This is a genomic window from Stenotrophomonas sp. YJH_SMC_40 (genome assembly GCF_059368615.1).
On record NZ_JCAFRX010000009.1, the window covers coordinates 175,873 to 198,425 of the forward strand.

Annotated in this window: 22 protein-coding genes and 1 tRNA gene; 16 read left to right on the forward strand and 7 right to left on the reverse strand. The window is 67.1% G+C overall.

Translation table 11 applies throughout. The annotated features are described in order from the left end of the window. The first annotated feature begins 11 nt into the window (after nt 1–11). The 6 genes from sufT (at nt 12) to AC5P6X_RS17525 (ending at nt 6,025) form a co-directional block, all read left to right on the forward strand. Nucleotides 12–563, forward strand: coding sequence for a putative Fe-S cluster assembly protein SufT (gene sufT, locus AC5P6X_RS17500; protein WP_012479222.1), 552 nt, complete (start codon nt 12–14; stop codon nt 561–563). Nucleotides 564–622: 59 nt separating this feature from the next. Beyond that, complete coding sequence (locus tag AC5P6X_RS17505; protein WP_005412326.1) at nt 623–1,717, forward strand: branched-chain amino acid aminotransferase; 1,095 nt, start codon at nt 623–625, stop codon at nt 1,715–1,717. Between the two features lie 174 nt (nt 1,718–1,891). Then, nucleotides 1,892–2,548, forward strand: a complete 657-nt coding sequence (locus AC5P6X_RS17510; protein WP_049450157.1) for a hypothetical protein — start codon at nt 1,892–1,894, stop codon at nt 2,546–2,548. Continuing rightward, on the forward strand, nt 2,545–2,880 hold the full coding sequence (locus AC5P6X_RS17515; RefSeq protein WP_024957746.1) for a transcriptional regulator: 336 nt from the start codon (nt 2,545–2,547) through the stop codon (nt 2,878–2,880). The genes AC5P6X_RS17510 and AC5P6X_RS17515 overlap by 4 nt, the downstream gene beginning before the upstream one ends. Before the next feature lies 1 nt (nt 2,881). Then, on the forward strand, nt 2,882–3,904 hold the full coding sequence (locus tag AC5P6X_RS17520) for a M23 family metallopeptidase (protein ID WP_049450159.1): 1,023 nt from the start codon (nt 2,882–2,884) through the stop codon (nt 3,902–3,904). A gap of 378 nt (nt 3,905–4,282) precedes the next feature. Continuing rightward, nucleotides 4,283–6,025: a S8 family peptidase gene (locus AC5P6X_RS17525; protein ID WP_108270699.1), complete on the forward strand. Its 1,743-nt coding sequence runs from the start codon at nt 4,283–4,285 to the stop codon at nt 6,023–6,025. Nucleotides 6,026–6,145: 120 nt separating this feature from the next. Here the strand turns inward: AC5P6X_RS17525 and AC5P6X_RS17530 are convergent, their stop codons facing one another. The 3 genes from AC5P6X_RS17530 to wrbA form a co-directional block, all read right to left on the reverse strand. Next, nucleotides 6,146–6,631 carry an asparaginase domain-containing protein gene (locus tag AC5P6X_RS17530; protein WP_010481766.1) on the reverse strand — a complete coding sequence of 162 codons (486 nt, stop codon included), beginning with the start codon at nt 6,629–6,631 and terminating at the stop codon, nt 6,146–6,148. Between the two features lie 79 nt (nt 6,632–6,710). Further along, complete coding sequence (locus tag AC5P6X_RS17535; protein WP_005408180.1) at nt 6,711–7,046, reverse strand: DUF2069 domain-containing protein; 336 nt, start codon at nt 7,044–7,046, stop codon at nt 6,711–6,713. Further along, nucleotides 7,043–7,636, reverse strand: a complete 594-nt coding sequence (gene wrbA / locus AC5P6X_RS17540) for an NAD(P)H:quinone oxidoreductase (protein ID WP_005408181.1) — start codon at nt 7,634–7,636, stop codon at nt 7,043–7,045. Before wrbA ends, AC5P6X_RS17535 begins: the two co-directional genes overlap by 4 nt. Nucleotides 7,637–7,713: 77 nt before the next feature. Between wrbA and AC5P6X_RS17545 the strand changes: the two genes are divergently transcribed. Next, nucleotides 7,714–8,988, forward strand: coding sequence for a YihY family inner membrane protein (locus AC5P6X_RS17545; RefSeq protein ID WP_495215548.1), 1,275 nt, complete (start codon nt 7,714–7,716; stop codon nt 8,986–8,988). Next, nucleotides 8,985–9,554, forward strand: a complete 570-nt coding sequence (locus tag AC5P6X_RS17550; RefSeq protein ID WP_005408183.1) for a TlpA family protein disulfide reductase — start codon at nt 8,985–8,987, stop codon at nt 9,552–9,554. Before AC5P6X_RS17545 ends, AC5P6X_RS17550 begins: the two co-directional genes overlap by 4 nt. 607 nt (nt 9,555–10,161) lie before the next feature. Here AC5P6X_RS17550 and ppk2 read toward each other — a convergent pair. From ppk2 to hemA, 4 genes are all read right to left on the reverse strand, one after another. After that, nucleotides 10,162–10,944 carry a polyphosphate kinase 2 gene (gene ppk2 / locus AC5P6X_RS17555; protein WP_005408184.1) on the reverse strand — a complete coding sequence of 261 codons (783 nt, stop codon included), beginning with the start codon at nt 10,942–10,944 and terminating at the stop codon, nt 10,162–10,164. Nucleotides 10,945–11,134: 190 nt separating this feature from the next. After that, complete coding sequence (locus tag AC5P6X_RS17560; protein WP_108270698.1) at nt 11,135–12,847, reverse strand: O-linked N-acetylglucosamine transferase, SPINDLY family protein; 1,713 nt, start codon at nt 12,845–12,847, stop codon at nt 11,135–11,137. A 5-nt stretch (nt 12,848–12,852) separates the two neighbouring features. Continuing rightward, nucleotides 12,853–13,935 carry a peptide chain release factor 1 gene (gene prfA, locus AC5P6X_RS17565; RefSeq protein ID WP_005412330.1) on the reverse strand — a complete coding sequence of 361 codons (1,083 nt, stop codon included), beginning with the start codon at nt 13,933–13,935 and terminating at the stop codon, nt 12,853–12,855. Then, the gene (gene hemA / locus AC5P6X_RS17570) at nt 13,913–15,196 is read right to left on the reverse strand and encodes a glutamyl-tRNA reductase (protein ID WP_005408187.1); all 1,284 of its coding nucleotides are present in this window, start codon (nt 15,194–15,196) and stop codon (nt 13,913–13,915) included. Before hemA ends, prfA begins: the two co-directional genes overlap by 23 nt. 63 nt (nt 15,197–15,259) lie before the next feature. On the opposite strand from hemA, the gene AC5P6X_RS17575 reads away from it, so the two are divergent. The 8 genes from AC5P6X_RS17575 (at nt 15,260) to ychF (ending at nt 22,283) form a co-directional block, all read left to right on the forward strand. Beyond that, the gene (locus AC5P6X_RS17575; RefSeq protein ID WP_171039713.1) at nt 15,260–16,945 is read left to right on the forward strand and encodes a tetratricopeptide repeat protein; all 1,686 of its coding nucleotides are present in this window, start codon (nt 15,260–15,262) and stop codon (nt 16,943–16,945) included. Then, on the forward strand, nt 16,942–17,601 hold the full coding sequence (lolB, locus tag AC5P6X_RS17580) for a lipoprotein insertase outer membrane protein LolB (RefSeq protein ID WP_108270697.1): 660 nt from the start codon (nt 16,942–16,944) through the stop codon (nt 17,599–17,601). Before AC5P6X_RS17575 ends, lolB begins: the two co-directional genes overlap by 4 nt. After that, nucleotides 17,598–18,467: a 4-(cytidine 5'-diphospho)-2-C-methyl-D-erythritol kinase gene (ispE, locus tag AC5P6X_RS17585; protein ID WP_088435871.1), complete on the forward strand. Its 870-nt coding sequence runs from the start codon at nt 17,598–17,600 to the stop codon at nt 18,465–18,467. The genes lolB and ispE overlap by 4 nt, the downstream gene beginning before the upstream one ends. A gap of 11 nt (nt 18,468–18,478) precedes the next feature. After that, nucleotides 18,479–18,555: transfer RNA gene (locus AC5P6X_RS17590), tRNA-Gln, on the forward strand. 140 nt (nt 18,556–18,695) lie between these two features. After that, nucleotides 18,696–19,655 carry a ribose-phosphate diphosphokinase gene (locus AC5P6X_RS17595; protein WP_005415400.1) on the forward strand — a complete coding sequence of 320 codons (960 nt, stop codon included), beginning with the start codon at nt 18,696–18,698 and terminating at the stop codon, nt 19,653–19,655. Nucleotides 19,656–19,764: 109 nt separating this feature from the next. Continuing rightward, nucleotides 19,765–20,382, forward strand: coding sequence for a 50S ribosomal protein L25/general stress protein Ctc (locus tag AC5P6X_RS17600; protein ID WP_005408191.1), 618 nt, complete (start codon nt 19,765–19,767; stop codon nt 20,380–20,382). A gap of 48 nt (nt 20,383–20,430) precedes the next feature. Beyond that, nucleotides 20,431–21,009: an aminoacyl-tRNA hydrolase gene (gene pth, locus AC5P6X_RS17605; protein WP_005408192.1), complete on the forward strand. Its 579-nt coding sequence runs from the start codon at nt 20,431–20,433 to the stop codon at nt 21,007–21,009. Between the two features lie 182 nt (nt 21,010–21,191). Further along, a complete protein-coding gene (gene ychF, locus AC5P6X_RS17610) occupies nt 21,192–22,283 on the forward strand; it encodes a redox-regulated ATPase YchF (RefSeq protein ID WP_005408193.1) in 1,092 nt (363 codons plus the stop codon). Nucleotides 22,284–22,553: the final 270 nt, after the last annotated feature.

Sequence of the window (22,553 nt, forward strand, 5' to 3'; positions counted from 1 at the left end):
TATCGGTCCCCATGTATTCCCGTAGCAGCGAACCTGTCCACTTCGAGCGCGATTGCGAGGCCGTGATGGTCCCGCAGGGCGATACCGTGACCCTGCCCGCCGGCAGCTATGGGTACATCACCCAGGCGCTGGGCGGCAGTTATTCGGTGTTCGTCGAGGGCAACCTGTTCCGCATCGCCGGCAAGGACGGCGACGCCATCGGCAAGGAGGCACCGGCACCGCTGGAACTGCCGGCCGACGCCACTGATGAACAGGTGGAACAGCTGGTGTGGCAGCAGCTGCGCACCTGCTTCGACCCGGAAATTCCGGTGAACATCGTCGAACTGGGCCTGGTCTACGAGGTCGAGATCAAGCACCTGGACGAAGGCCAGCGCGAGATCGACGTGAAGATGACCCTGACCGCACCGGGCTGTGGGATGGGCGACATCCTGGTCGACGACGTGCGCAGCAAGCTTGAAATGATCCCGACGGTGGCCGAGGCCGACGTCGACCTGGTGTTCGACCCGCCGTGGAACCAGCACATGATGTCCGAGGCGGCCCGGCTCGAGACCGGCATGCTTTGACCCAGGGCCCGCAGTGACGCGGGCCCGGCACTACCCGCAACCAGAACAGGAATCCTCCGGTGTCCCAGTCCATCCCCAGCTTCGCCGTTACCCGTTCGGACCACCCTCGCAGCGCTGAAGAGCGCGCCAAGATCCTGGAGAAGCCGGGCTTCGGCCTGCACTTCACCGATCACATGGTGGAAGTGCGCTGGGACAAGGATGCCGGCTGGCACAACGCCAACGTGCGTGCCTACGGCCCGTTGCAGCTGGATCCGGCCGCGGCCGTGCTGCACTACGGCCAGGAAATCTTCGAAGGCATCAAGGCCTACCGCCATGCCGATGGCTCGATCTGGACTTTCCGTCCGGATGCCAACGGCCGTCGCCTGCAGCGTTCGGCGCAGCGCCTGGCGCTGCCGGAACTGCCGGTGGAGATCTTCGTCGAATCGCTGAAGCAGCTGATCGCCGTCGACAGTGACTGGGTGCCGTCGGCCGATGAGTCCAGCCTGTACTTCCGCCCGTTCATGATCGGCGACGAAGCCTTCCTCGGCGTGCGCGGCGCGCACAAGGCCGGCTACTACGTCATCGCCAGCCCGGCCGGCCCGTACTTCGCCAAGGGCGTTGCCCCGGTGTCGATCTGGCTGTCCACCGAATACGCGCGTGCGGCCAAGGGCGGCACCGGTGCCGCCAAGTGCGGTGGCAACTATGCTGCCTCGCTGCTGCCGCAGCAGAAGGCGCAGGCGCAGGGCTGCTCGCAGGTGCTGTTCCTCGACCCGGTCGAAGGCAAGTACCTGGAAGAACTGGGTGGCATGAACGTGTTCCTGGTCTACAAGGACGGCACCCTGGTGACCCCGGAACTGTCGGGCAGCATCCTCGAAGGCATCACCCGCGAGAGCATCCTGCAGCTGGCCCGCGACCGTGGCATGAAGGTCGAAGAGCGCAAGGTCAGCATCGACGAGTGGAAGGACGGCGTGGCCTCCGGCGCGATCAGCGAAGTGTTCGCCTGCGGCACCGCGGCGGTGGTTACCCCGATCGGCCAGCTGAAGGGCGAGGGCTTCTCGGTGGGCGACATCAACGCGCCGGCCGGCGAAGTGACCATGTCGCTGCGCAAGGAACTGACCGACATCCAGTACGGCCGCCTGCCGGACCGCCACAACTGGCTGGTCAAGCTGGGCTGACCGCCCACGCTGAACTGTAGCGTCGAGCCACGCTCGACTGCTCTTCCGAAAAGCCCGTCCCCGTGACGGGCTTTCTGCGTTGTGGGGCCGGACGCCAGACCGCAGTAGGCGATTGCTTGACGCAAATAGGTTTGCAATGCAAACTAAATTCAAGCGACCCCGATGGAGCGTGTCATGCAGCAGCCGTCCGTCATTGATCCTTCCTCGCGCCTGCAGGCGCTGACCCGTGAATACTCGCGGTACTCGCGAAGTGCCGGGGGCCTGTCGGCGATGGCTGGCGGCATCGCCTGCCTGGCCTCGTTCCTTGCCGGCGCCCTGTTGCCGACCACCCTGGCGCTGCGCATCGTGCTGATTGCCGTGCCGGTGCTGTGGATCGTCGGCAAGCAATGGCTGGCACGCCGTTATTACCAGCGGCTGGGCCAGGTCGAGGAGCAGGTCACGCCGGTCGAACGCAATTTCCAGCGCTTTTTCATCGCCTTCACGGCGCTGGTAAGCGTGCTGGTGATCGGCAGCGTGCTGGCCCGGCTGGCGCCGATCGGCCAACTTCCCTGGGACCTGCGCGCCATTGGCTACCTGGCCGTGGTGGCGCTGCTGCCCTGGGTGGTGTGGCGCTGGCTGCGTACGCCGCTGGAGTTCATCGTAGGTGTGTTCCTGTTGTGCCAGGCCGCGCTGGCCTTCACCGGGCAGGCGTATGGCTTCGGCCTGAGCACGGCCGTGTTTCCGCTGGCATCCGTCGCACTGATCGTGGTCGGCTGGCGTGACCACCAGCGCTTCCAGCGGCTGCAGGTGGAGATGCGCGCGTTCATGGCGGCGCGGACGAACCTCGAATGACCCAGCTGCCTGATTCCAGAGCGTTGCTTCAGCTCGACCGCTTGATCCACGAGCCGGCACGCCTGCTGATCCTGTCGATCCTGGCAGGTGCTGAATCCGCCGAGTTCGGATTTGTCGAGCATCTCAGCGGGTTGAGCAAGGGCAATCTCTCCAGCCATCTGAGCAAGCTTGAAGCGGCAGGGTTGGTCGCCATCAATAAGTCGTTCCGTGGCAAGCGCCCACTGACCACCCTGCAGTTGACGCCGATGGGCCGTACTGCCCTGGCCGAGTACCGCACGCAGCTGGCAGCGATCGTTGCCGGCATTCCCGATCCGGATCGAAAGGACGCCTGACATGACATTGCTTCCGCGCCTGTTTGCAGTTCTGGTTGTTTCCTTCTCTGCCCTCACCGGCGTGGCCGCGGCCGCAGATCCGCGCCAACAGGGAGCCACGCTGACCACGCAGTTCTACGAAGGGCACGTCGACGCCCTGTGGGAACGGATGACGCCGCAGATGCAGGCGGGGCTGAAGTCCCCGCAGAACCTGGTGGCGCTGCGCGAGCAGGTGCTCGCTGGCTGGGGCGCAGAAACCGAGCTGGTCAGTGAGAAGGTCGAGAAGGTTGATGGATTCGACACCTATCTGCGGCAGGCGCGCTTCGCCAGGAGCCCGGCCATCATCCAGGTGCTGTGGGCCATCGATGCCGACGGGCGGATCGGCGGCTTCTACATCCGCCCGCTACAGACCACGCCGCCGCAGGCTGCGGCGAGCGGGTTCCTCGACTACCAGACCCGCACACGGCTGCAACTGCCGTTCGACGATGAATACTTCGTGTTCTGGGGCGGGCGTACTGTCGAACAGAACTACCATGCGGCCCATGCCGGCCAGCGCTTCGCGCTGGATCTGCTGGTGGTACGCGATGGCCGCTCGCACCGTGGCGATGGGCTGCGCAACGATGACTACTACTGCTTCGGCCGCCCGATCCTCGCGCCGGCCGACGGCACGGTGGTGGACGTGGTCGAAGGGATCGCCGACAACGTGCCGGGGCAGATGAATGCTGCTCAGCTCACCGGCAATCGCGTCATCCTCGATCACGGCAATGAGGAGTACTCGGTGCTGGCGCACTTGCGCCAGGGCAGTGTGCGGGTCGCCCAGGGACAGGTTGTCCGCAGCGGCGCGCACCTCGGTGACTGTGGCAACAGCGGAAACTCCTCCGAACCGCACCTGCACTACCAGCTGCAGGACGGGCCCGTGTTCGGTGTCGGCGAAGCGTTGCCGGCACAGTTCTCCGGCTACGTGGCCGATGGCCAGCCGGTTGCACGCGGCGAGCCGGTCAAAGGGCAGCGCATCCGGCCAGCGAGCGTTCCGCAGGCAAAGTAGTCAGTGCGTCCGACGCGACGGGCAGGCGCACTGCGGGCACGCTGCGCGGTCGTTGGGGTCAGCAGCGAACGCCGATGTCGGCATAGTCATTCCAGGACACGTGACGGCCCAGTCAGGTCTGTGCAGGACACGAGAAAGTTCCTTCACCTTCACAAACCCTCGACCCGAAAAGTCTCAGAACGAACATTTCATCTTGCTGAAAAGACGCTGAAAATCTTGTGGTGTCCGGTTTCGGCCATTAGCGTCATCTGCACGGCGGATCGTTAGGGGGATCCGCTGACTCACCGGACTTCGAACCTCGCCAATGCAAGCCAGCCCAGGGTTCGGGCCGGTGCTTCTGCCGATTCCGGCATTCACACCACAAGAAAGGGAAATACGATGTCCCAGGTAACGCAACCGCGTGTGCGTCGAGTGTGGGTGGTCCTTGGTGCGTCCGTTCTGTCATCGCTGCTGCTGGCCACGCCTGCGCTGGCCGGTGATGTCCAGCTCAGCGGCCTGCAGTCCGCGCCGACGCACCAGCGCTTCATCGTCAAGTACCGCGACGGCAGCGCCGCCGTGGCCAACACTACTGCGCTGGCTTCGTCGCTGAAGACGGCCGCCGCCGGCCTGGCCAGCAGCCAGGGCCGCGCGCTGGGCCTGCAGCAGGTCCGCAAGCTGGCCGTCGGCCCGACCCTGGTCAAGACCGACCGTCCGCTCGACCAGGCCGAATCCGAACTGCTGATGCGCAAGCTGGCCGCCGACCCGAACGTGGAATACGTCGAAGTCGACCAGATCATGCGCGCGACGCTGACCCCGAACGACACCCGCTTCAGCGAGCAATGGGGCTTCGGCACCTCAAATGCCGGCATCAACATCCGGCCGGCCTGGGACAAGGCCACCGGCACCGGCGTGGTGGTGGCCGTGATCGATACCGGCATCACCAACCATGCCGATCTCAACGCCAACATCCTGCCGGGCTATGACTTCATCAGCGACGCCGCGATGGCGCGCGATGGCGGCGGCCGCGACAACAATCCGAACGACGAAGGCGACTGGTACGGCGCCAACGAGTGTGGCTCGGGCATCCCGGCCTCCAACTCCAGCTGGCACGGCACCCACGTTGCCGGCACCGTGGCGGCGGTGACCAACAACAGTACCGGTGTGGCAGGTACCGCGTTCAATGCCAAGGTCGTGCCGGTGCGCGTGCTCGGCAAGTGCGGCGGCTACACCTCCGACATCGCCGATGCGATCGTGTGGGCGTCCGGTGGCACCGTCAGCGGCGTACCGGCCAACGCCAATCCGGCCGAAGTCATCAACCTCTCGCTGGGCGGCGGTGGCAGCTGCTCGACCACCTACCAGAACGCGATCAACGGCGCGGTCGGCCGTGGCACCACCGTGGTGGTCGCCGCCGGCAACAGCAACACCAACGTGTCCTCGTCGGTGCCGGCCAACTGCCCGAACGTGATCGCGGTGGCGGCGACCACCTCAGCCGGTGCACGTGCCAGCTTCTCCAACTACGGTACCGGCATCGACATTTCGGCACCGGGCCAGAGCATCCTGTCCACCCTCAACACCGGCACCACCACGCCGGGCAGCGCGACCTACGCGTCGTACAACGGCACCTCGATGGCAGCGCCGCACGTGGCCGGCGTGGTCGCGCTGATGCAGTCGGTCGCTCCGAGCCCGCTGAGCCCGGCGCAGGTCGAGAGCATCATCAAGAGCACGGCACGCCCGCTGCCGGGCGCCTGCTCGGGTGGTTGCGGCGCCGGCATCATCGACGCCAATGCCGCCGTGGCCGCGGCGATCAACGGTGGCGGCAACCCGAACCCGGGTGGCAACGTGCTGCAGAACAACGTGCCGGTGACCGGCCTGGGCGCTGCGACCGGTGCCGAGCTGAACTACACCGTGGCTGTTCCGGCCGGCAGCACCCAGCTGCGCGTCGCGATCAGTGGCGGCAGCGGTGATGCCGACCTGTATGTGCGCCAGGGCAGTGCCCCGACCGATACCACCTACACCTGCCGTCCGTACCTGAGCGGCAACAGCGAGACCTGCACCATCAACAGTCCTGCCGCCGGCACCTGGTATGTGCGGGTGAAGGCCTACAGCACCTTCTCGGGCCTGGCCCTCAACGCCCAGTACTGAGCCCAAGCCCCTCTCCATGGGCACGCCCCGGCTCAGGCCGGGGCGTTTTTCTTTGGGTAGGCACCGGCCTTGCAAGGGCAGCGCTTTGGTGCGTGCCGACCTTGGTCGGCACGCTGTTCCTCAGACCGACTCGAAGCGGTTGGCGGCCACGTTCTTGCGCACGTGCTGCGGATCGAAGATACGACCGTTCATGGCGATGTATACGCCGCTCGGCAGCGACTGCACCGCACCGATCGCGCAGCCGATGTTGAACTCCGCATCCGACCCACGGAACCGCGCCGGGCTGAGCGCGCCGGTCATCACGATGGTCTTGTCCGGGATCGTCGCCAGCACCTTGCCGGTCTGCACCATCGAGTCGGTGCCGTGGGTCACCAGCACGTGGCGGGTCGGCTGCGCGGCGATGGTGGCGCGGATCAGTTCGCGGTCTTCATCGTTGATGTGCAGCGAATCCTTGCGCAGGATCGGAATCACGTTGAAGCGGAACGTCACGCCCAGCTCGCGCAGGATCATGCCGATCTGGGGGTCGCCGATCTGGTAGTCCGACTTGTCGTCGAAGTAGATCTTGTCGATCGTGCCACCGGTGGTGACGACCAGGAGCTCTTCCATCATGTGCATGCGCGAAACCAGGACAGGTACAGCGGCGCGGGGCCAGGGACACAGATGATACGGCCCGGCGGGCGCAGCGTCAGCGTCGCTTGCCGAAGCGGGCGCGCAGCCCCGGCAGGCTGGCGCTGAAGATCACCAGCAGGGCCAGGGCGATTTCGATCAGCGCCAGCCAGCGTGTTTCCGGGTGGCTCCAGGCGCTCATCACGCCGTGGCTGAACCAGCCCAGCGCCAGCACCGAGGCCCAGAACCCGGCCTTGCGCCAGCCCAGGCGCAGCGCAAAGGCCAGCGCCAGCGGCGGCGCGGTGAACACCAGCTGGGTGGCCAGCCAGTGCTTGTCATTGATGAACCAGCCTGCGAACAGCGCGGCCAGCCCCATCAGGGCCAGCAGCAGGACCGTGCGCGGCGGGCGGCTCATCGGGCCAACCGCTGCGCGATGTCGGCCACCCGGCGGCCCAGCGCGCGGGCCAGCACGGCCTCGTCGTCGGTCGGCTGCGGGTCATCGGCGGCACCGGCCACGTGGCTGGCGCCATAGGGCGTGCCGCCACTGGTGGTGTGGCTCAACGCCGGTTCGGTGAACGGGATGCCGACGATCACGCAGCCGTGGTGCAGCAGCGGCACCTGCATCGACAGCAGGGTCGATTCCTGGCCGCCGTGCATCGAGGCGGTGGAGGTGAACACGCCGGCCGGCTTGCCGGACAGGGTGCCATTGACCCATTCGGCGCCCAGTCCATCCAGGAAGTGCTTGACCGGCGCGGCCATGTTGCCGAAGCGGGTGGGGCTGCCGAGCAGCAGGCCCTGGCATTCCACCAGGTCCTGCACGCTCACGTAGGGGGCGCCGTCGTCGGGTACCGGCGGCTGCGCGGTCTGGGTCACGGCGGCCACTGGCGGCACCGTGCGCAGGCGCGCGCTCATGCCCGGCACTTCGCCGATGCCCCGCGCGATCTGGCGCGCCAGCCGTGCCACCGAACCGCCCCGGCTGTAGTACAGCACCAGAATCTCGCCCATCGTGCCCGCTTCTCCTCGTCGTGTGGTCGCCAGTATGGCTATCCTGCCAGCATTCCGCATCGGGTACCCTTCCACCGATGGAACCTTTGGATACGCTCAACCTGTGGATGGAGCGCGCGCGGGATCGCGCACGGGCCATCAGTTTCGGCCGCTTCCTGTGGCATCGCTTCCTCGACGACCGCCTGTTCCAGGCAGCGGCGGCGCTGGCCTACACCACGGTGTTCGCGCTGGTACCGCTGGCGATCGTGGTGTTCGGCGTGCTGTCGGCCTTCCCCGTCTTCGACCGCTGGAGCGACCAGCTCAGCGATTACGTCTTCTCCAACTTCGTTCCCAACGCCGCGCGCGCGGCCGAGGGCTACCTGCGGCAGTTCTCGGCCAGTGCCGGCCAGCTCACCGCCGCCGGCTTCATCGCGCTGGTGGTGTCGCTGCTGATCACGCTCAACAGTGTTGAAGAAACCTTCAACCAGATCTGGCGGGTCGGCTCGACCCGGCCCAAGCTGATCCGCTTCCTGGTGTACTGGACTGTACTGACGCTGGGCGCGATGCTCGCGGCGGCTTCGCTGGCGGTGTCGGCGCGGGTGTTCGCGATGCCGCTGTTCGGCACCCAGGAGGGCCGCTGGCTGGCCGAACTGGCACTGCGGCTGGCGCCGATCCTGATCGAGTTCGTCTGCATCACGCTGATGTTCCGGGTGGTGCCGCACCACACGGTGAAGTGGCGGCATGCAGTGCCTGGCGCGATCCTGGCCGCGGTGATCCTGGAGCTGGTGAAGTGGGGCATCGGCGCCTACCTGGGCAGCTTCCAGTCCTACCAGAAGCTCTATGGCACGGTGGCCTTCGTGCCGATCCTGCTGCTGTGGATCTACCTGTGCTGGGTGGCGGTGCTGCTGGGCGCATCGTTGTCTTCGTCGATGGCGGCCTTCCGCTACCAGCCGGTGGAACTGCGCCTGCCGCAGGGCTACGAGTTCTATGGCCTGCTGCGCCTGCTCGGCCGCTTCCACCACGCCCGTGCCAAGGGCAAGGGCCTGGCCGACGATGAAATCCTGCGGCTGGAGCCGATGCTGACCGATTCGCTGCTGCAGGACCTGGCCTGCAACCTGCAGGAGATCGGCCTGCTGCGCCGCGATGAACGTGGCGAATGGCTGCTCTCGCGCGACCTGGACCAGGTGAGCCTGGCCGATCTTTACGAATGTACCCAGTTGCGCATTCCGGTAGCCGAGCAGCACCTGCCGTACCGCGACGACAGCCTGGGCCGTGCCGCATTGGCGGCGCTGGATGATCTGCGACTGCCCCTGCGTGAACGCCTGAAGCGCAAGGTCAGCGATATCTATACCGACTCTGGAGACATGCCATGACCCGCAAGACCCCGTTGCTGCTCCCGCTGGCCCTGCTGCTGGCGCTGTCGGCCTGCAAGCCGGCCCAGGAGCCGACGCCGGCCAGCAGCCAACCGCCGGCGCAGGCACCGACGCCGACCGCACCGGCACCGGTCGAGGAAACCCCGGCCGAGCGCACCACCGCCGAGTTCCCGACGCTGAAGATGAAGGCGGTGGATGGCAGCGACTACGACCTGGCCGCGCACCGCGGCAAGTGGGTGGTGGTGAACTTCTGGGCGACCTGGTGTGCCCCGTGCCGCAAGGAGATGCCCGAGCTGTCGGCGCTGCATGCGATGCGCAGCAACATCGAAGTGGTCGGCCTGGCCTACGAGGACATCGAAGTGCCGGAAATGCAGTCGTTCCTGACCAAGCATCCGGTGACCTATCCGATCGTGATCGTGGACCCGTTCGATCCGCCGGCCGATTTCGCCACGCCGCGCGGCCTGCCGCTGACGCACCTGCTGGATCCACAGGGCAAGCTGGCGCACACCTTCCTCGGCCCGGTGACGGCCGCCGACATCGAAAAGCAGATCGCTGCTGCCAAGTAATGGGGTTGGGCGGCAGGGCCTGCGGCCCTGCACCCGCGGTAGTGCCGGCCGCTGGCCGGCAACCCCAGCAACAGCAAAAGCAACAGCAACAGCGGGCTATCCGTGGGATGGCGGGGCGGTGTCGGAGTGCGGGGACGCTGCAAGTACGTCCCTGTAGGCTTGGCAGCCGCATCCATGCGGCTGACACCCCGCACTCCGGCACCGTCCCACCTCTGACAGATTCCTCATGTCTGGTAGATCCACGCCATGCGTGGATGCTCTTCGTTCAATTGTCGAAATAATCGATTTCAATGGAGATTCATCCACGCATGGCGTGGATCTACCTCCGTCACCGGAAATCCGTCGGGGATGGGGCGGTGTGGGTTGGCAGGACCGTTGGCGCCATGGATGGCGCCATCGAGCCCCCATGGGTGAGGGCGCTCCGTTTGCGAAGCACTGCTTCGCAAGCGCCCGAACGCACAGCCGCCAGCGGCTGGGCCGGACCGCGGAGCGGGGTTTACGGCGTGTCCTGCCAACCCACACCACCCCAGCCAACAAGCAAAACTCCCAGAGCCGGCTGTTGTCGTTGCCTCTGCAGGTGCAGGGCCGCAGGCCCTGCCGACCCACCCTAATCCTCGACCGGGAAGTCCTCGATCGGCTTCAGCACATCGTAGTGCTCGCGATGCAGCTTGCCCTTCAGCTTCGGCAGCTCCGGCAACGGCGCATCCACGCGCGTGTCCGGCAACCGGTCCAGCAGGTTGCGCACCAGCGTCAGCCGGCCCAGCCGCTGGTCGTTGAAATCCACCAGTGTCCACGGTGCCGCCTCGCGATGGGTCGCGCGCAGCATCGCCTCGCGCGCCTCGGTGTAGGCGCTGTACTTGCTGCGGGATTTCAGGTCCACCGGAGAGAGCTTCCAGCCCTTCAGCGGATCGAGATGGCGCTCGGCGAAGCGCTTCTCCTGCTGCTCCTGGTCCACGCACAGCCAGTACTTGAACAGCAGGATGCCGTCGTCCACCAGCAGCTGTTCGAACACCGGCGCCTGGCGCAGGAACTGCTGGTACTCGGTCTCGCTGCAGTAGCCCATCACCCGTTCGACGCCTGCGCGGTTGTACCAGCTGCGGTCCATCAGCACGATCTCGCCAGCGGCGGGCAAGTGCGAGGCGTAGCGCTGGAAGTACCACTGCGTGGCTTCGCGGTCGGTGGGCTTGGGCAGCGCCACCACCCGGCACTGGCGCGGGTTGAGGTGCTGGCTGATGGCCTGGATCGCGCCGCCTTTACCTGCGGTATCACGGCCTTCGAACAGCACCAGCAGGCGCTGTCCGCTGTGCTGCACCCAGCGCGCCATGGCGGTCAGTTCCAGCTGCAGCGGCAGCAGCAGTTCGTCGTAGTCCTTGCGCTTGAGCTTGGCCATCGTCACAGCACGCGGGGAGGAAGCCCGAGCGTAGCGCAGGGGCTGCCCAGGCGATGTCGACGCCGGGTAGAGTCGACGGTCAGTCGACTATCGCGCGCAGCGCGGGGTTTTCGGCTTCCTGCCGGGGGCAGTCGACCAGCAGTCGACTCTACCCAGTCGACGTCATCCAATCGACATTACCCAGCCGGCATTACCCAGTCGGTTCGGTTGTTCCCAGCCAGCCGTGTTCGCGCGCCAGCTGTTGCACCAACGCCGACAGATCGCGGGCAAACCCGTCCATGTCGAACAGCCCGCTGCGCTCGCGCGCCTGTGCCAGTTCAGCGCGCAACGCCACCAGTGCTGCAGGGTCGTTGCCCAGCGCGCTGGCGGTGGTGATGAACGCCGCATCGTCGGCGACATTCATCCGTGCCATTCCCAGATGGTGGTTGAGGCTGCCGGCCACGCGCGCGGCGAAGGTGTCACCCGGGCAGGTCAGCACCGGGCAGCCGGCCCATAGTGCGTCGGACGCGGTGGTGTGCGCGTTGTACGGATGGGTGTCGAGGAACAGGTCGGCCAGCGGGTAACGGGCCAGGTACTGCGGATGCGGCAGCTTGGCCATGAACACCAGGCGCGCCGGGTCCAGGCCGGCAGCCTGCGCGGCAGTGCGCAGGCGGGCGTCGGCCTGGCCCGGTCCGGACAGCAGCCACAGTACGCTGCCGGGCACTGCCTGCAGCACTGCGAAGGCACGGCCCATGCTGCGCGGGTTGAGCTTGTAGCTGTTGTTGAAACAGCAGAACACCACGCCCTGCGCGGGCAGGCCGCAGTCCGCACGGGTCGGCGCAGGCTCCAGCACGCGCGTACTGTCTGACGGCTGGAAGGCTCGTGGCAGGCGCAGCACGCGTTCGCTGTAGCACGGCTCCAGTGCCGGCGGCAGGGCGAAGGCATCGCCGACCACCGCGTCCATCCACGGCGCCCCCGACGTGCCCGGATAGGCCAGCCAGTTCAATTGCAGCGGGGCAGGGCGCATCGCCAACACTTCCGGCGTGCCGCCACCGCCCCAGCCGCGCAGGTCAAACAGCAGGTCGATGCCCTGTGCGCGGATGCGTGCGGCGGTATCGGTGTGTCGCAGGCCAGCCACATCATGCAGCTGCGCCGCTGCCTGCAGGCGCTGGCGAATGCGGCTGCCGTCGTCGCGGTTCAGCGCGAACAGATGCAGTTGCAGTGCGGGGTCGCGACGCAGCTGCTCGAACAGCGCCACGGTCAGCAATCCGGTCGGATGTGCGCCGAACCCATTGGAGAGGAAGCCGACGCGCAGCGGGCCGTGCGGGCGCACCGTTGCCGGCGGCAATGGCCGCACCGAGGCAGCCACGGCCAGCGCACGGGTGTGCGCGCAGGCCAACTGTTCGGCAGCGCTGGCGTCCTCGCTGAGGAAGGCGAACGGCTCGACCACGCCCTGGCCGCTGGCAACGGCGGCGCGCACCTGTGCCGCCAGCGTGTCCAGGTCCTGCCAATCGCACAGGCGACGCTGCCAGGCCAGGCGCTGGGCGGCGATGTACGGCTCGGCCGGCATCAGCCCATGCGCGCGTCGATAGGCCGCCGACGCGCCTTCGGCATCATCGGCATCTTCCAGTGCATGGCCCAGCCACAGCGCAATGCCGGGATGCTGCGGTGCCAATGCCGAGGCCTGGCCGAGCAGCTTGGCCGCATCGCCATGTGCACCGGCCATCCACGCCACGCGGCCCAGCCGTGCCAGCGCTTCGGGGTGATTCGGGCGCAGCTGCAGCGCACGTCGCGCGGCCTGTTCGCCGGCAGCGATGTCACCGGCTTCCAGTTCCACGTCGGCCAGCATCACCCAGGCGACGAAGTCGTCGGGCTGGCGGGCGATCGCTTGCTGCAGTTGCTGTCGCTGCTGCCAGGCCGACATCGTGCTCAGCCTGCCGACAGCTGGGCCAGGGCGTCGACCTGGTGTTCGTGGCTGAGCCGCTGCAGCAGCGGATCGAGGTCGCCGGCCAGGATGTTGGGCAGGTCGTACAGGGTCAGGCCCTCCACGCGGTGATCGGTGATGCGCCCCTGCGGGAAGTTGTAGGTGCGGATGCGCTGGCTGCGGTCACCACTGCCGACCTGCAGGCGCCTCGACTCGGCCTGGGCCGCGTCCTGGCGTTGGCGCTCGGCGTCGAGCAGCTGCGCTTTCAGGCGCTTCATCGCCTTGTCGCGGTTGGCGTGCTGGCTGCGTTCGGTCTGGCATTCCACCACCACGCCGGTCGGTACGTGGGTGATGCGGATCGCCGACTCGGTCTTGTTGACGTGCTGGCCACCGGCGCCGGAGGAGCGGAACGTATCCACCTTCAGGTCGGCCGGGTTGATGACGATGTCATCGACTTCGTCGGCCTCCGGGATGATCGCCACGGTGGCCGCCGAGGTATGGATGCGGCCCTGCGATTCGGTGGCCGGCACGCGCTGCACACGGTGCGTGCCCGATTCGAACTTCAGGCGCGAGAACGCACCACGGCCGACCACCCGTGCCACCACTTCCTTGTAGCCACCGTGCTCGCCGGGATTGTCCGATTCGATCTCGACCTTCCAGCCCTGGCGCTCGGCATAGCGGGCGTACATGCGGAACAGGTCGCCGGCAAAGATCGCCGCTTCATCGCCGCCGGTACCCGCGCGCACTTCCAGGAACAGGTTGCCTTCGTCGCGCGGGTCGCGCGGTACCAGCAGCAGCGCCAGTTCCTGCTCCAGTTCCAGCAGGCGCGCCTGCGCGGCGGCGATTTCCTCGTCGGCCAGTTCGCGCAGGTCGGGATCGGCGCGCATGCCTTCCGCAGCGGCCAGATCAGCCTTGGCACGGGATTCATCGGCCAGGGCGATGGCGATCGGTTCAAGTTGGGCGAATTCGCGCGAAAGGTCGCGGAAACGGGTGTTGTCGGCGACCACGTCGGGTTCGGCGAGCAGGCGTTCCAGTTCTTCGCGGCGCTCGGCCAGCGCTTCCAGCTTACGGCGCAGGGTCGGCGTCATCGGGTCTCACGGGTGGGTGGCGGTAACCCGGCGTAGCCGGGAACAGGCGCTCGGCGGCGCGGGTCAGGTCGGCATCGCCGCTCAGTGCGGCAGCGCGCAGGGCAGCGGTAGGAGGATGCAGCAATCGATTGGTCAGGCCGTGGGCCAGTAGTTCCAGCACTTCGTCGGCCGGCTTGCCGTTGGCCAGCTGCTGGCGCGCGCGTTCCAGCAGTTCAGTGCGGGTGGCCTCGCCGAACGCACGCAGCTGTCGTAGCGGCGCCTGGTGGGCGCTGGCCTGCTGGGTCTCGATAAAACGCGATACCTGAAGGTCGATGATCGCCTCGGCCTCGGCGGCTGCCTCGCGGCGTCCGCGGCGGTTGTCTTCCACCGCGCGCTCCAGGTCGTCGACGGTGTAGAGGAAGGCGTCGTTGAGCGTGCCGACCTCCGCCTCGATGTCACGCGGCACGGCCAGGTCGAACAGCAGCATCGGCTTGTGCCGGCGCGCGCGCAGGGCCTTGGCCACCATCTCGCGGTGGATCACCGGTTCGCGCGCAGCGGTGGCCGAGAACACCACGTCGGCCTCGCCCAGGTGGCGGTCCAGTTCGGTCAGCGGCAGGGCTACGCCACCATGGCGGCTGGCAAGTTCCTGCGCGTGGGCGAGGGTGCGGTTGGCGATCAGCAGCCGGCGCACCTTGCCTTCGCTCAGGTGCCGTGCAGCCAGTTCGATGGTCTCGCCGGCACCGACCAGCAGCACGGTGGAATCGTCCAGCCGCGCGAACGCGTTCTGCGCCAGGCGCACCGCCGCCGACGCCACCGATACCGGGTTGGCGCCGACCTGGGTATCGGTGCGCGCACGCTTGGCCACCGAGAAGGTCTGCTGGAACAGGCGGTCCAGGCGCTGGCCGAGCAGGCCGTGGTCACGCGCGGTCGACCATGCGTCCTTCACCTGGCCGAGGATCTGCGGTTCGCCCAGCACCATCGAGTCCAGGCCGGTGGCGACCCGGAACAGGTGGCGTACGGCTTCTGCATCGGCATGCTGGTACAGGTAGCCCTGCAGGTCGCCGGCCTGGGCCTGCAGCCACTGGTCCAGTGCCTGTGCCGAATCGGCCACGGCATACAGCTCGGTGCGGTTGCAGGTGGACAGCAGCACCGCCTCGGCGATCTGCGGAGTGTCGCGCAGCGAACCGAGCGCGCGCGGCAACGCCTCACCGGCGAAGGCCGCGCGCTCGCGCAGCTCCACCGGTGCGGTCTGGTGATTCAGTCCGAGCACCCACAGGGTCATTGTTCAGTTGCTTGCGATAAGCTGCTGGCCATTGGACGACATTTTAAGGCCCCGATGCCGACGATGCCCGCATTGATTCGCATCCCCAGTGTTCTGCTGCTGTCCCTGGCCTGCAGCCAGGCCCTGGCGGCGGTGCCGGCCAAGGCCCCCGTACGGGCCCCGGCCACTGAGGAACTGGCGCTGGAACCGGTGATGGCCGGTGAGTTCGCGCTGCAGGCTGGCAAGCTGGCCGAGGCCGCCCGCTGGTACCTGCAGGCCGCCCAGCAGACCGGCGGCGACGCCGGCCTGGCCGAGCGCGCGACCCGCATTTCCATGCTCGCCAACGATGACGCCAGCGCCGCCAAGGGCCTGGCCCTTTGGCAGCAGCGCGCGCCGAGCTCGTTGACCATGCGCAGTGCCGCTGCCGCGCTGGCCATGCGCCAGGGCGATGTGAAGGCAGCGCGTGGCGATCTGCAGGCCTTGCTGGCCGACCCGGATGAACGTGGCTGGAAGTTCGCCCTGGCCGCCCTGATCGGCGGCGGCCGCGACCCGGCAGTGCCGGCGCAGGTGCTGGGCGAGCTGGTCGACGCCAACGCCATTCCGCCGAAGATCGAGGCGTGGCAGGAGTTCGGACGCCTTGCCCTGCGCATGGACAAGCCCGAGCTGGCGCGGCGCATGATCGACGAAGTGGTCAAGCGCTTCCCCGAAGAACCGCGTGTGGCGCTGCTGCGCGCCAGCCAGCTGCAGCAGGCCGGGGAGACCGGCAAGGCGCTGTCGCTGCTGCACGATGTGGAGCCGAAGACCCGCCAGGACCCGGAACTGCGCAATGCAGTGGCCATTGCCTACGACAGCCTCGGCCAGCCAGCCGCCGCCGAGCGCGTGCTGGCGTTCGGCCCGCAGGACGTGCAGACCTGGGGCATGCGCGCCTCGCTGTTGGCCAAGCAGGGCGACAAGGCCGCGCTGTCCAACCTCTACAACGAACTGTCGCGGCAGGCGGCCAAGCCGGACCCGGCGCAGCGCCTGCTGCTGGGCAAGATCGCCGAATACCTGAAGCGTTATCCCGAGGCGGTGCAGTGGTACCACAGCGTGCCCGGTGGCGATGAACTGAGCGAGGCGCGCCTGCGCGCGGCCAACGCCCAGGCTCTGGCCGGGCGCCTGCCGCAGGCTTTGGATGAAGTGCACGCGATCCAGTCCGATGCGGTGGTCGACGACGATGTGCGCCGCGATGCCTACCTGCTGGAAGCCGAACTGCGCCAGCGTGCTGACGACAGTGCCGGGGAGCTGGATGCACTGGCCCGCGGCCTGGCCGCCTACCCGGATGACAACGGCCTGCTGTACGCCCGTGCGCTCACCTGGGAACGCCGCGACGACATCCCGCGCGCCGAGGCCGACCTGCGCAAGATCCTGGTGACCGACCCGGAGAACGTGCCGGCATTGAACGCGCTGGGTTACACCCTGGCCGATCGCACCGGTCGCCTGCAGGAAGCGCTGGAGCTGATCGACCGCGCCCGCGTGGCCGAACCGGACAACGCTGCCATCGTCGACAGCTATGGCTGGGTGCTGTATCGCCTGGGCCGCAAGGAAGAAGCACTGGTGCAGCTGCGCCGTGCCTGGACCCTGGCCAAGGACCCCGAGATCGCCGCCCATGTCGGCGAAGTGTTGTGGGTGCTGGGCAAGCATGACGAGGCCCGCCATTTCTTCGACGAAGCGGCCAAGCTCGACCCTGAAAACCGCGCGCTGCTGCGCGCCCGTGAGAAATTCAATCCATGAGTGTTTCCCTGATCCGGCCGCTGCTGTTGGCAACCGCGGCCCTGGCGCTGACCGCCTGTACCAGCGTAGGCACGCAGAAGATCCCGGCGCCGGCGGTGGTCGAGGTTGTTTCGGCCGAAGCGGCGCAGGCCGAGGCGGCGCGCGTGGCCGCGCTGCAGGCACAGCCGGACTGGGCTTTCCAGGGCCGGGTCGCGGTCAGCAAGGGCAAGGATGGCGGCAGCGGACGCATCGACTGGAAGCAGGAAGGACGCCGCTATGTGGTCGAGCTGAGTGCGCCGGTGACCCGGCAGAGCTGGAAGCTGACCGGCGATACCCATTCCGGAGCCGGTCGGCTGGAAGGATTGGCCGGCGGGCCGCGTGACGGCGAAGACGCCCAGCAACTGCTGCTGGAGGCGACCGGCTGGGACATCCCGGTCAACCAGCTGCCGGCGTGGATCCGTGGCCTGGTGGCCGGTGATGCTGCCGGTCCGGAGAAGGTCGAGCGTGATGGTGAAGGCCGGCCGCGTCGCATGCAGCAGATGGGCTGGCAGGTGCAGTACCTGGACTGGTACCCGGCCGAGGCCGGGCGCTCGGCGCTGCCGCGCCGGATCGAGGCCAGCAATGGGGACGCCAAGGTGCGCCTGCTGGTCGACCAATGGGGGCAGGGCACCCCATGAGTGCCGGGCGCGATGACACGGGCTGGTCCTGGTGGCCGGCCCCGGCCAAGCTGAACCTGTTCCTGCACATCACCGGCCGCCGTGCCGATGGTTACCACGAGCTGCAGACCGTGTTCCGCCTGCTGGACTGGGGCGACCGCATCGGTCTGCACCTGCGTGAAGACGGCCAGGTGCGCCGGCAGGGCGAGGGGCTGGCTGGCGTGGCCGAGGCGGATGACCTGGCGGTCCGCGCCGCGCGGATTCTGAAAGATGCAGCCAATATCGTGCAAGGCGCGGACATCATCGTCGAAAAACACGTTCCTGCAGGTGGTGGCTTTGGCGGCGGTTCGTCCGACGCGGCCACCGTACTGGTGGTGCTGAACCGGCTCTGGCGTGCCGGTCTGGATGAGGACGCGCTTGCTGCGCTGGGCCTGCGCCTGGGCGCCGACGTGCCGGTGTTCGTGCGCGGGCGCAATGCCTGGGCCGAAGGGGTGGGTGAGCGCCTGCAGCCGATCGTGCTGGAGCCGGCCTGGTATGTGGTGGTTGAACCGGGTGTTCATGTTCCCACCCCGGCTCTGTTCGCAGACCCGGATTTGACGCGCGGCAGCCCAGTGGCGAAAATAGAGGACTTCGCTTCCGGGACCTTGGTCGGGAACGCGTTCGAACCGGTGCTGCGCCGCCGTGAGCCTGCCGTCGAGGCAGCGTTCGCCGCGTTGAGCGACATCGGCACGGCGCGGCTGACCGGTTCGGGAAGTGGTTGTTTCGTCGAGTTCGCATCGCAGTCTGCCGCAGAGCAGGGACGGTCGAAGTTGCCGAAGGAGTTGCGGGCAAGGGTGGCAGCGGGCGTTGCGCGTTCGCCACTGCTGGATGCACTCGAGCAACACTGATTTATCAATGCAGGGGCGTCGCCAAGAGGCCCAAGGCACCAGGTTTTGATCCTGGCATTCGTAGGTTCGAATCCTACCGCCCCTGCCAATAGCGGCTGTGTCCGCGCCTTCCAGCGCATCGCCCGCGCGGGACGTGGAAACAACCGCGGTGTTGTCAGCAGCAAGGGTCCATCGGGGTCCTTGCCGACTCCGGATCCCCGCCACTCGTCCCCGCCCGAGACAATCATGATGCAAGAGTCCCCGAACCTGCTGGTCTTTTCCGGCAACGCCAACAAACGTCTGGCGCAGAACATCTGCAAGGAACTGGGGGTTCGCCCGGGCAAGGCGCTGGTCTCGCACTTCTCCGATGGTGAAGTGCAGGTGGAGATCGAGGAGAACGTCCGCAAGCAGGACGTGTTCGTGATCCAGCCGACCTGCGCGCCGAGCGCGGAAAACCTGATGGAACTGCTGGTGCTGATCGACGCGCTCAAGCGCGCATCGGTGGCCAGCGTGACCGCCGTGGTGCCGTACTTCGGTTACTCGCGCCAGGATCGCCGCATGCGTTCCTCGCGCGTGCCGATCACCGCCAAGCTGGCGGCGAAGATGTTCAGCACCGCTGGCGCTGATCGTGTGCTGACCGTCGACCTGCACGCCGACCAGATCCAGGGCTTCTTCGATATTCCGGTGGACAACGTGTATGCGTCCCCGCTGCTGCTGGCCGACATCTGGCGTGCCTACGGCACCGAGAACCTGATTGTTGTGTCGCCGGACGTGGGCGGCGTGGTCCGCGCCCGTGCGGTGGCCAAGCGCCTGGATGACGCCGACCTGGCGATCATCGACAAGCGCCGCCCGCGCGCCAACGTCTCCACCGTGATGAACATCATCGGTGACGTCGAAGGCAAGACCTGCGTGATGGTCGATGACATCGTCGACACCGCCGGCACCCTGTGCGCCGCTGCTGCTGCCCTGAAGGCGCGCGGTGCGCTCAAGGTCGCTGCCTACTGCACCCACGCGGTGCTGTCGGGCCCGGCGGTGGACAACATCACCAATTCCCAGCTCGACGAGCTGGTGGTGACCGACACCATCCCGCTGAAGGACGCGGCGCGGGTGTGCAGCAAGATCCGCCAGCTGAGCGTGGCGGAAATGCTGGCCGAAACGATGCGCCGCATCGCCTTCGGCGAGTCGGTCAGCTCGCTGTACGTCGACTGAGTTCTTCGCCCCTGCCGGCAACGGCGGGGGCATACCCGGATGCTTCTGGTCGCGGAAGCATCTTCAACCGCCACGCCGCAGGGCGCGGCAACAACCTGAGTAGTCGAAAATGTCGAAGACCCATGAAATCAAGGTCACCAAGCGTGAACTGCAGCGTAAGGGTGCGAGCCGCCGCCTGCGTCACGCCGGTGTGATCCCGGCCATCGTGTACGGCGGCAACGCCGAGCCGGTCGCCATCAGCCTGGACCACAACGAAATCTGGCTGGCCCAGCAGAACGAGTGGTTCTATGCCTCGATCCTGGACCTGAACCTGGATGGCCAGGTGCAGAAGGTCCTGCTGCGTGACATGCAGCGCCACCCGTACAAGCAGCTGATCATGCACCTGGACTTCCAGCGCGTGAACGAGAACGAAGCCCTGACCGCTTCGGTCCCGCTGCACTTCGTCAACGAAGACACCTCGCCGGCCGGCAAGGCTGCCGACGTCGTGGTCACCCACGAACTGAAGGAAGTGACCATCACCTGCCTGCCGAAGGACCTGCCGGAGTCGATCGAAGTCGACCTGGGCGAGCTGAAGGCCGGTGACGTGGTGTACCTGTCCGACATCAAGCTGCCGAAGGGCGTGGAAATCCCGGCCCTGGCGCTGGGCAAGGACCACGACGACGCCATCGTCACCGCCAAGGCCGGCAAGGCCGACGAGGCTGACGAAGAAGCGGCTGCCGCCGAGTAATACCGTTACGGTGCCTGCCTCCGGGCAGGCACCGTACTGGAAGGAACCATGGCAGGACTGCGACTGATCGTCGGTCTGGGCAATCCCGGATCGGAACACGCCCGGACCCGGCACAATGCCGGGTTTCATTTCGTTGAGGCCCTGGCGGAGAAGGCCGGTGCGCGATGGAATGTGGACAGCAAGCTGTTCGGTGAGACCGCCAAGGTCGAGATCGCCGGGCAGACGGTGTGGCTGCTCAAGCCCGCCACCTTCATGAACCTCAGCGGCAAGTCGGTCACCGCCGCACAGCGGTTCTGGAAGATCGAACCGGAAGAAACCCTGCTCGCACACGACGAACTGGACCTGGCGCCCGGCGTGGCGCGGCTGAAGTTCGACGGTGGCCACGGCGGCCAGAACGGCCTGCGCGACACCATCCGCCTGCTCGGCCACGGCAAGTTCCATCGCCTGCGCGTGGGCATCGGCCATCCCGGCCACAAGGACCGCGTAGTGGGTTGGGTGCTGGGGCGCCCATCCAAGGAGGACGACGTGCTGATCGCACGCGCCATCGACGATGCGATCGACGTGATGCCGCTGGCAGTGCAGGGCGATTTCAGCGAAGCGATGAAGCGGCTGCACACCCCGAAATAAGCTGTAGGTACCGACCGTTGGTCGGTGTGGAACCATCCAATCCGCTAGGTACCGACCGTTGGTCGGTACGGAACCAACCAATCCGGTAGGTACCGACCGTTGGTCGGTACGGAGAATGATTGGAAAAGCAGCGCCCAGGCCGCTGTTTCCCCAATCACTTTCACCCCAGAGAGCTGTCACCCATGGGTATCAAATGCGGCATCGTCGGCCTGCCCAACGTCGGCAAGTCGACCCTGTTCAATGCGCTGACCAAGGCGGGTATCGCCGCGGCGAACTTCCCGTTCTGCACCATCGAGCCGAACGTCGGCATCGTGCCGGTGCCGGACCCGCGCCTGAACGAGCTGGCGGGCATCATCAATCCGCAGAAGGTCATCCCGACCGCGGTCGAGTTCGTCGACATCGCCGGCCTGGTGGCCGGTGCCGCCAGCGGTGAAGGCCTGGGCAACAAGTTCCTGGCGCACATCCGCGAAGTCGACGCGATCACCCACGTGGTGCGCTGCTTCGAGCACGGCGACATCGTGCACGTGGCCGGCAAGGTCGATCCGATCTCTGACATCGAAACCATCGACACCGAGCTGGCGCTGGCTGACCTGGACAGTGTCGAGAAGGCGCTGAACCGTGCCGAGCGTGCGGCCAAGGGCGGCGACAAGGACGCAGCGGCGCGCAAGCCGGTCCTGGCCAAGCTGCAGGCTGCGCTGTCGGACGGCAAGGCCGGTCGTTCGGTGGGCCTGGACGAGGAAGAGAAGGCGCTGGTGCGCGACCTGTTCCTGCTGACCCTGAAGCCGGTGATGTACATCGCCAACGTGCTGGAAGACGGCTTCGAGAACAACCCGCACCTGGAAGCCGTGCGCGCGCACGCCGCCGCCGAGGGCGCGCAGGTGGTGCCGGTGTCGGCCGCGATCGAGGAAGAGCTGTCCCAGCTTGACGACGAAGACCGCGACACCTTCCTGGCCGATCTGGGCCTGAGCGAGCCGGGCCTGAACCGCGTGATCAACGCGGCCTACAGCCTGCTCGGCCTGCAGACCTACTTCACCGCTGGCGTGAAGGAAGTCCGCGCGTGGACCGTACGCAAGGGCGCTACCGCCCCGCAGGCTGCCGCCGTCATCCACACCGACTTCGAGAAGGGCTTCATCCGCGCCGAAACCATCGCGTATGACGACTTCATCAAGTACAAGGGCGAAGCCGGCGCCAAGGAAGCCGGTCGCCTGCGCCTGGAAGGCAAGGAATACCGCGTGCAGGAAGGCGACATCCTGCACTTCCGCTTCAACGTCTGATCCAGCGGCATCGGATCGACCCCGGACGCCCCGCTCTGTGCGGGGCGTTCGCGTTTCCGGTAATGGACAAAAAAACACCACGCTGCGAAACGCTTGCGGTGTGACGTTCGCCGGTACTTGTCCACAGCAAACTCCCATCGCTTTCCACGTTGGGTGTGGAAAACCGGCGAACCTGATGCAGCGCCGAGCCGATGCACGGCTGCGATGGGCGTGAGCAGAGCGCGGGCTCGGCGCTACCTGCCTCGATCGTGCAGCGTGGACAAATTTTCA

Bases quoted from the DNA above. Each gene is read 5' to 3' on its own strand.
- hemA (WP_005408187.1), bottom strand. From the start codon at position 15,196: ATGACCCTGTGGGTGCTCGGACTGAATCACCAGACCGCACCGGTGGAG.
- lolB (WP_108270697.1), top strand. From the start codon at position 16,942: ATGAGTGTTTCCCTGATCCGGCCGCTGCTGTTGGCAACCGCGGCCCTG.
- AC5P6X_RS17545 (WP_495215548.1), top strand. From the start codon at position 7,714: ATGGAACCTTTGGATACGCTCAACCTGTGGATGGAGCGCGCGCGGGAT.
- AC5P6X_RS17515 (WP_024957746.1), top strand. From the start codon at position 2,545: ATGACCCAGCTGCCTGATTCCAGAGCGTTGCTTCAGCTCGACCGCTTG.
- AC5P6X_RS17510 (WP_049450157.1), top strand. From the start codon at position 1,892: ATGCAGCAGCCGTCCGTCATTGATCCTTCCTCGCGCCTGCAGGCGCTG.
- AC5P6X_RS17520 (WP_049450159.1), top strand. From the start codon at position 2,882: ATGACATTGCTTCCGCGCCTGTTTGCAGTTCTGGTTGTTTCCTTCTCT.
- AC5P6X_RS17550 (WP_005408183.1), top strand. From the start codon at position 8,985: ATGACCCGCAAGACCCCGTTGCTGCTCCCGCTGGCCCTGCTGCTGGCG.
- ppk2 (WP_005408184.1), bottom strand. From the start codon at position 10,944: ATGGCCAAGCTCAAGCGCAAGGACTACGACGAACTGCTGCTGCCGCTG.
- AC5P6X_RS17530 (WP_010481766.1), bottom strand. From the start codon at position 6,631: ATGGAAGAGCTCCTGGTCGTCACCACCGGTGGCACGATCGACAAGATC.
- AC5P6X_RS17575 (WP_171039713.1), top strand. From the start codon at position 15,260: ATGCCCGCATTGATTCGCATCCCCAGTGTTCTGCTGCTGTCCCTGGCC.
- sufT (WP_012479222.1), top strand. From the start codon at position 12: ATGTATTCCCGTAGCAGCGAACCTGTCCACTTCGAGCGCGATTGCGAG.
- AC5P6X_RS17600 (WP_005408191.1), top strand. From the start codon at position 19,765: ATGTCGAAGACCCATGAAATCAAGGTCACCAAGCGTGAACTGCAGCGT.
- prfA (WP_005412330.1), bottom strand. From the start codon at position 13,935: ATGACGCCGACCCTGCGCCGTAAGCTGGAAGCGCTGGCCGAGCGCCGC.
- AC5P6X_RS17560 (WP_108270698.1), bottom strand. From the start codon at position 12,847: ATGTCGGCCTGGCAGCAGCGACAGCAACTGCAGCAAGCGATCGCCCGC.
- pth (WP_005408192.1), top strand. From the start codon at position 20,431: ATGGCAGGACTGCGACTGATCGTCGGTCTGGGCAATCCCGGATCGGAA.
- wrbA (WP_005408181.1), bottom strand. From the start codon at position 7,636: ATGGGCGAGATTCTGGTGCTGTACTACAGCCGGGGCGGTTCGGTGGCA.
- AC5P6X_RS17535 (WP_005408180.1), bottom strand. From the start codon at position 7,046: ATGAGCCGCCCGCCGCGCACGGTCCTGCTGCTGGCCCTGATGGGGCTG.
- AC5P6X_RS17525 (WP_108270699.1), top strand. From the start codon at position 4,283: ATGTCCCAGGTAACGCAACCGCGTGTGCGTCGAGTGTGGGTGGTCCTT.
- AC5P6X_RS17595 (WP_005415400.1), top strand. From the start codon at position 18,696: ATGCAAGAGTCCCCGAACCTGCTGGTCTTTTCCGGCAACGCCAACAAA.
- ispE (WP_088435871.1), top strand. From the start codon at position 17,598: ATGAGTGCCGGGCGCGATGACACGGGCTGGTCCTGGTGGCCGGCCCCG.
- ychF (WP_005408193.1), top strand. From the start codon at position 21,192: ATGGGTATCAAATGCGGCATCGTCGGCCTGCCCAACGTCGGCAAGTCG.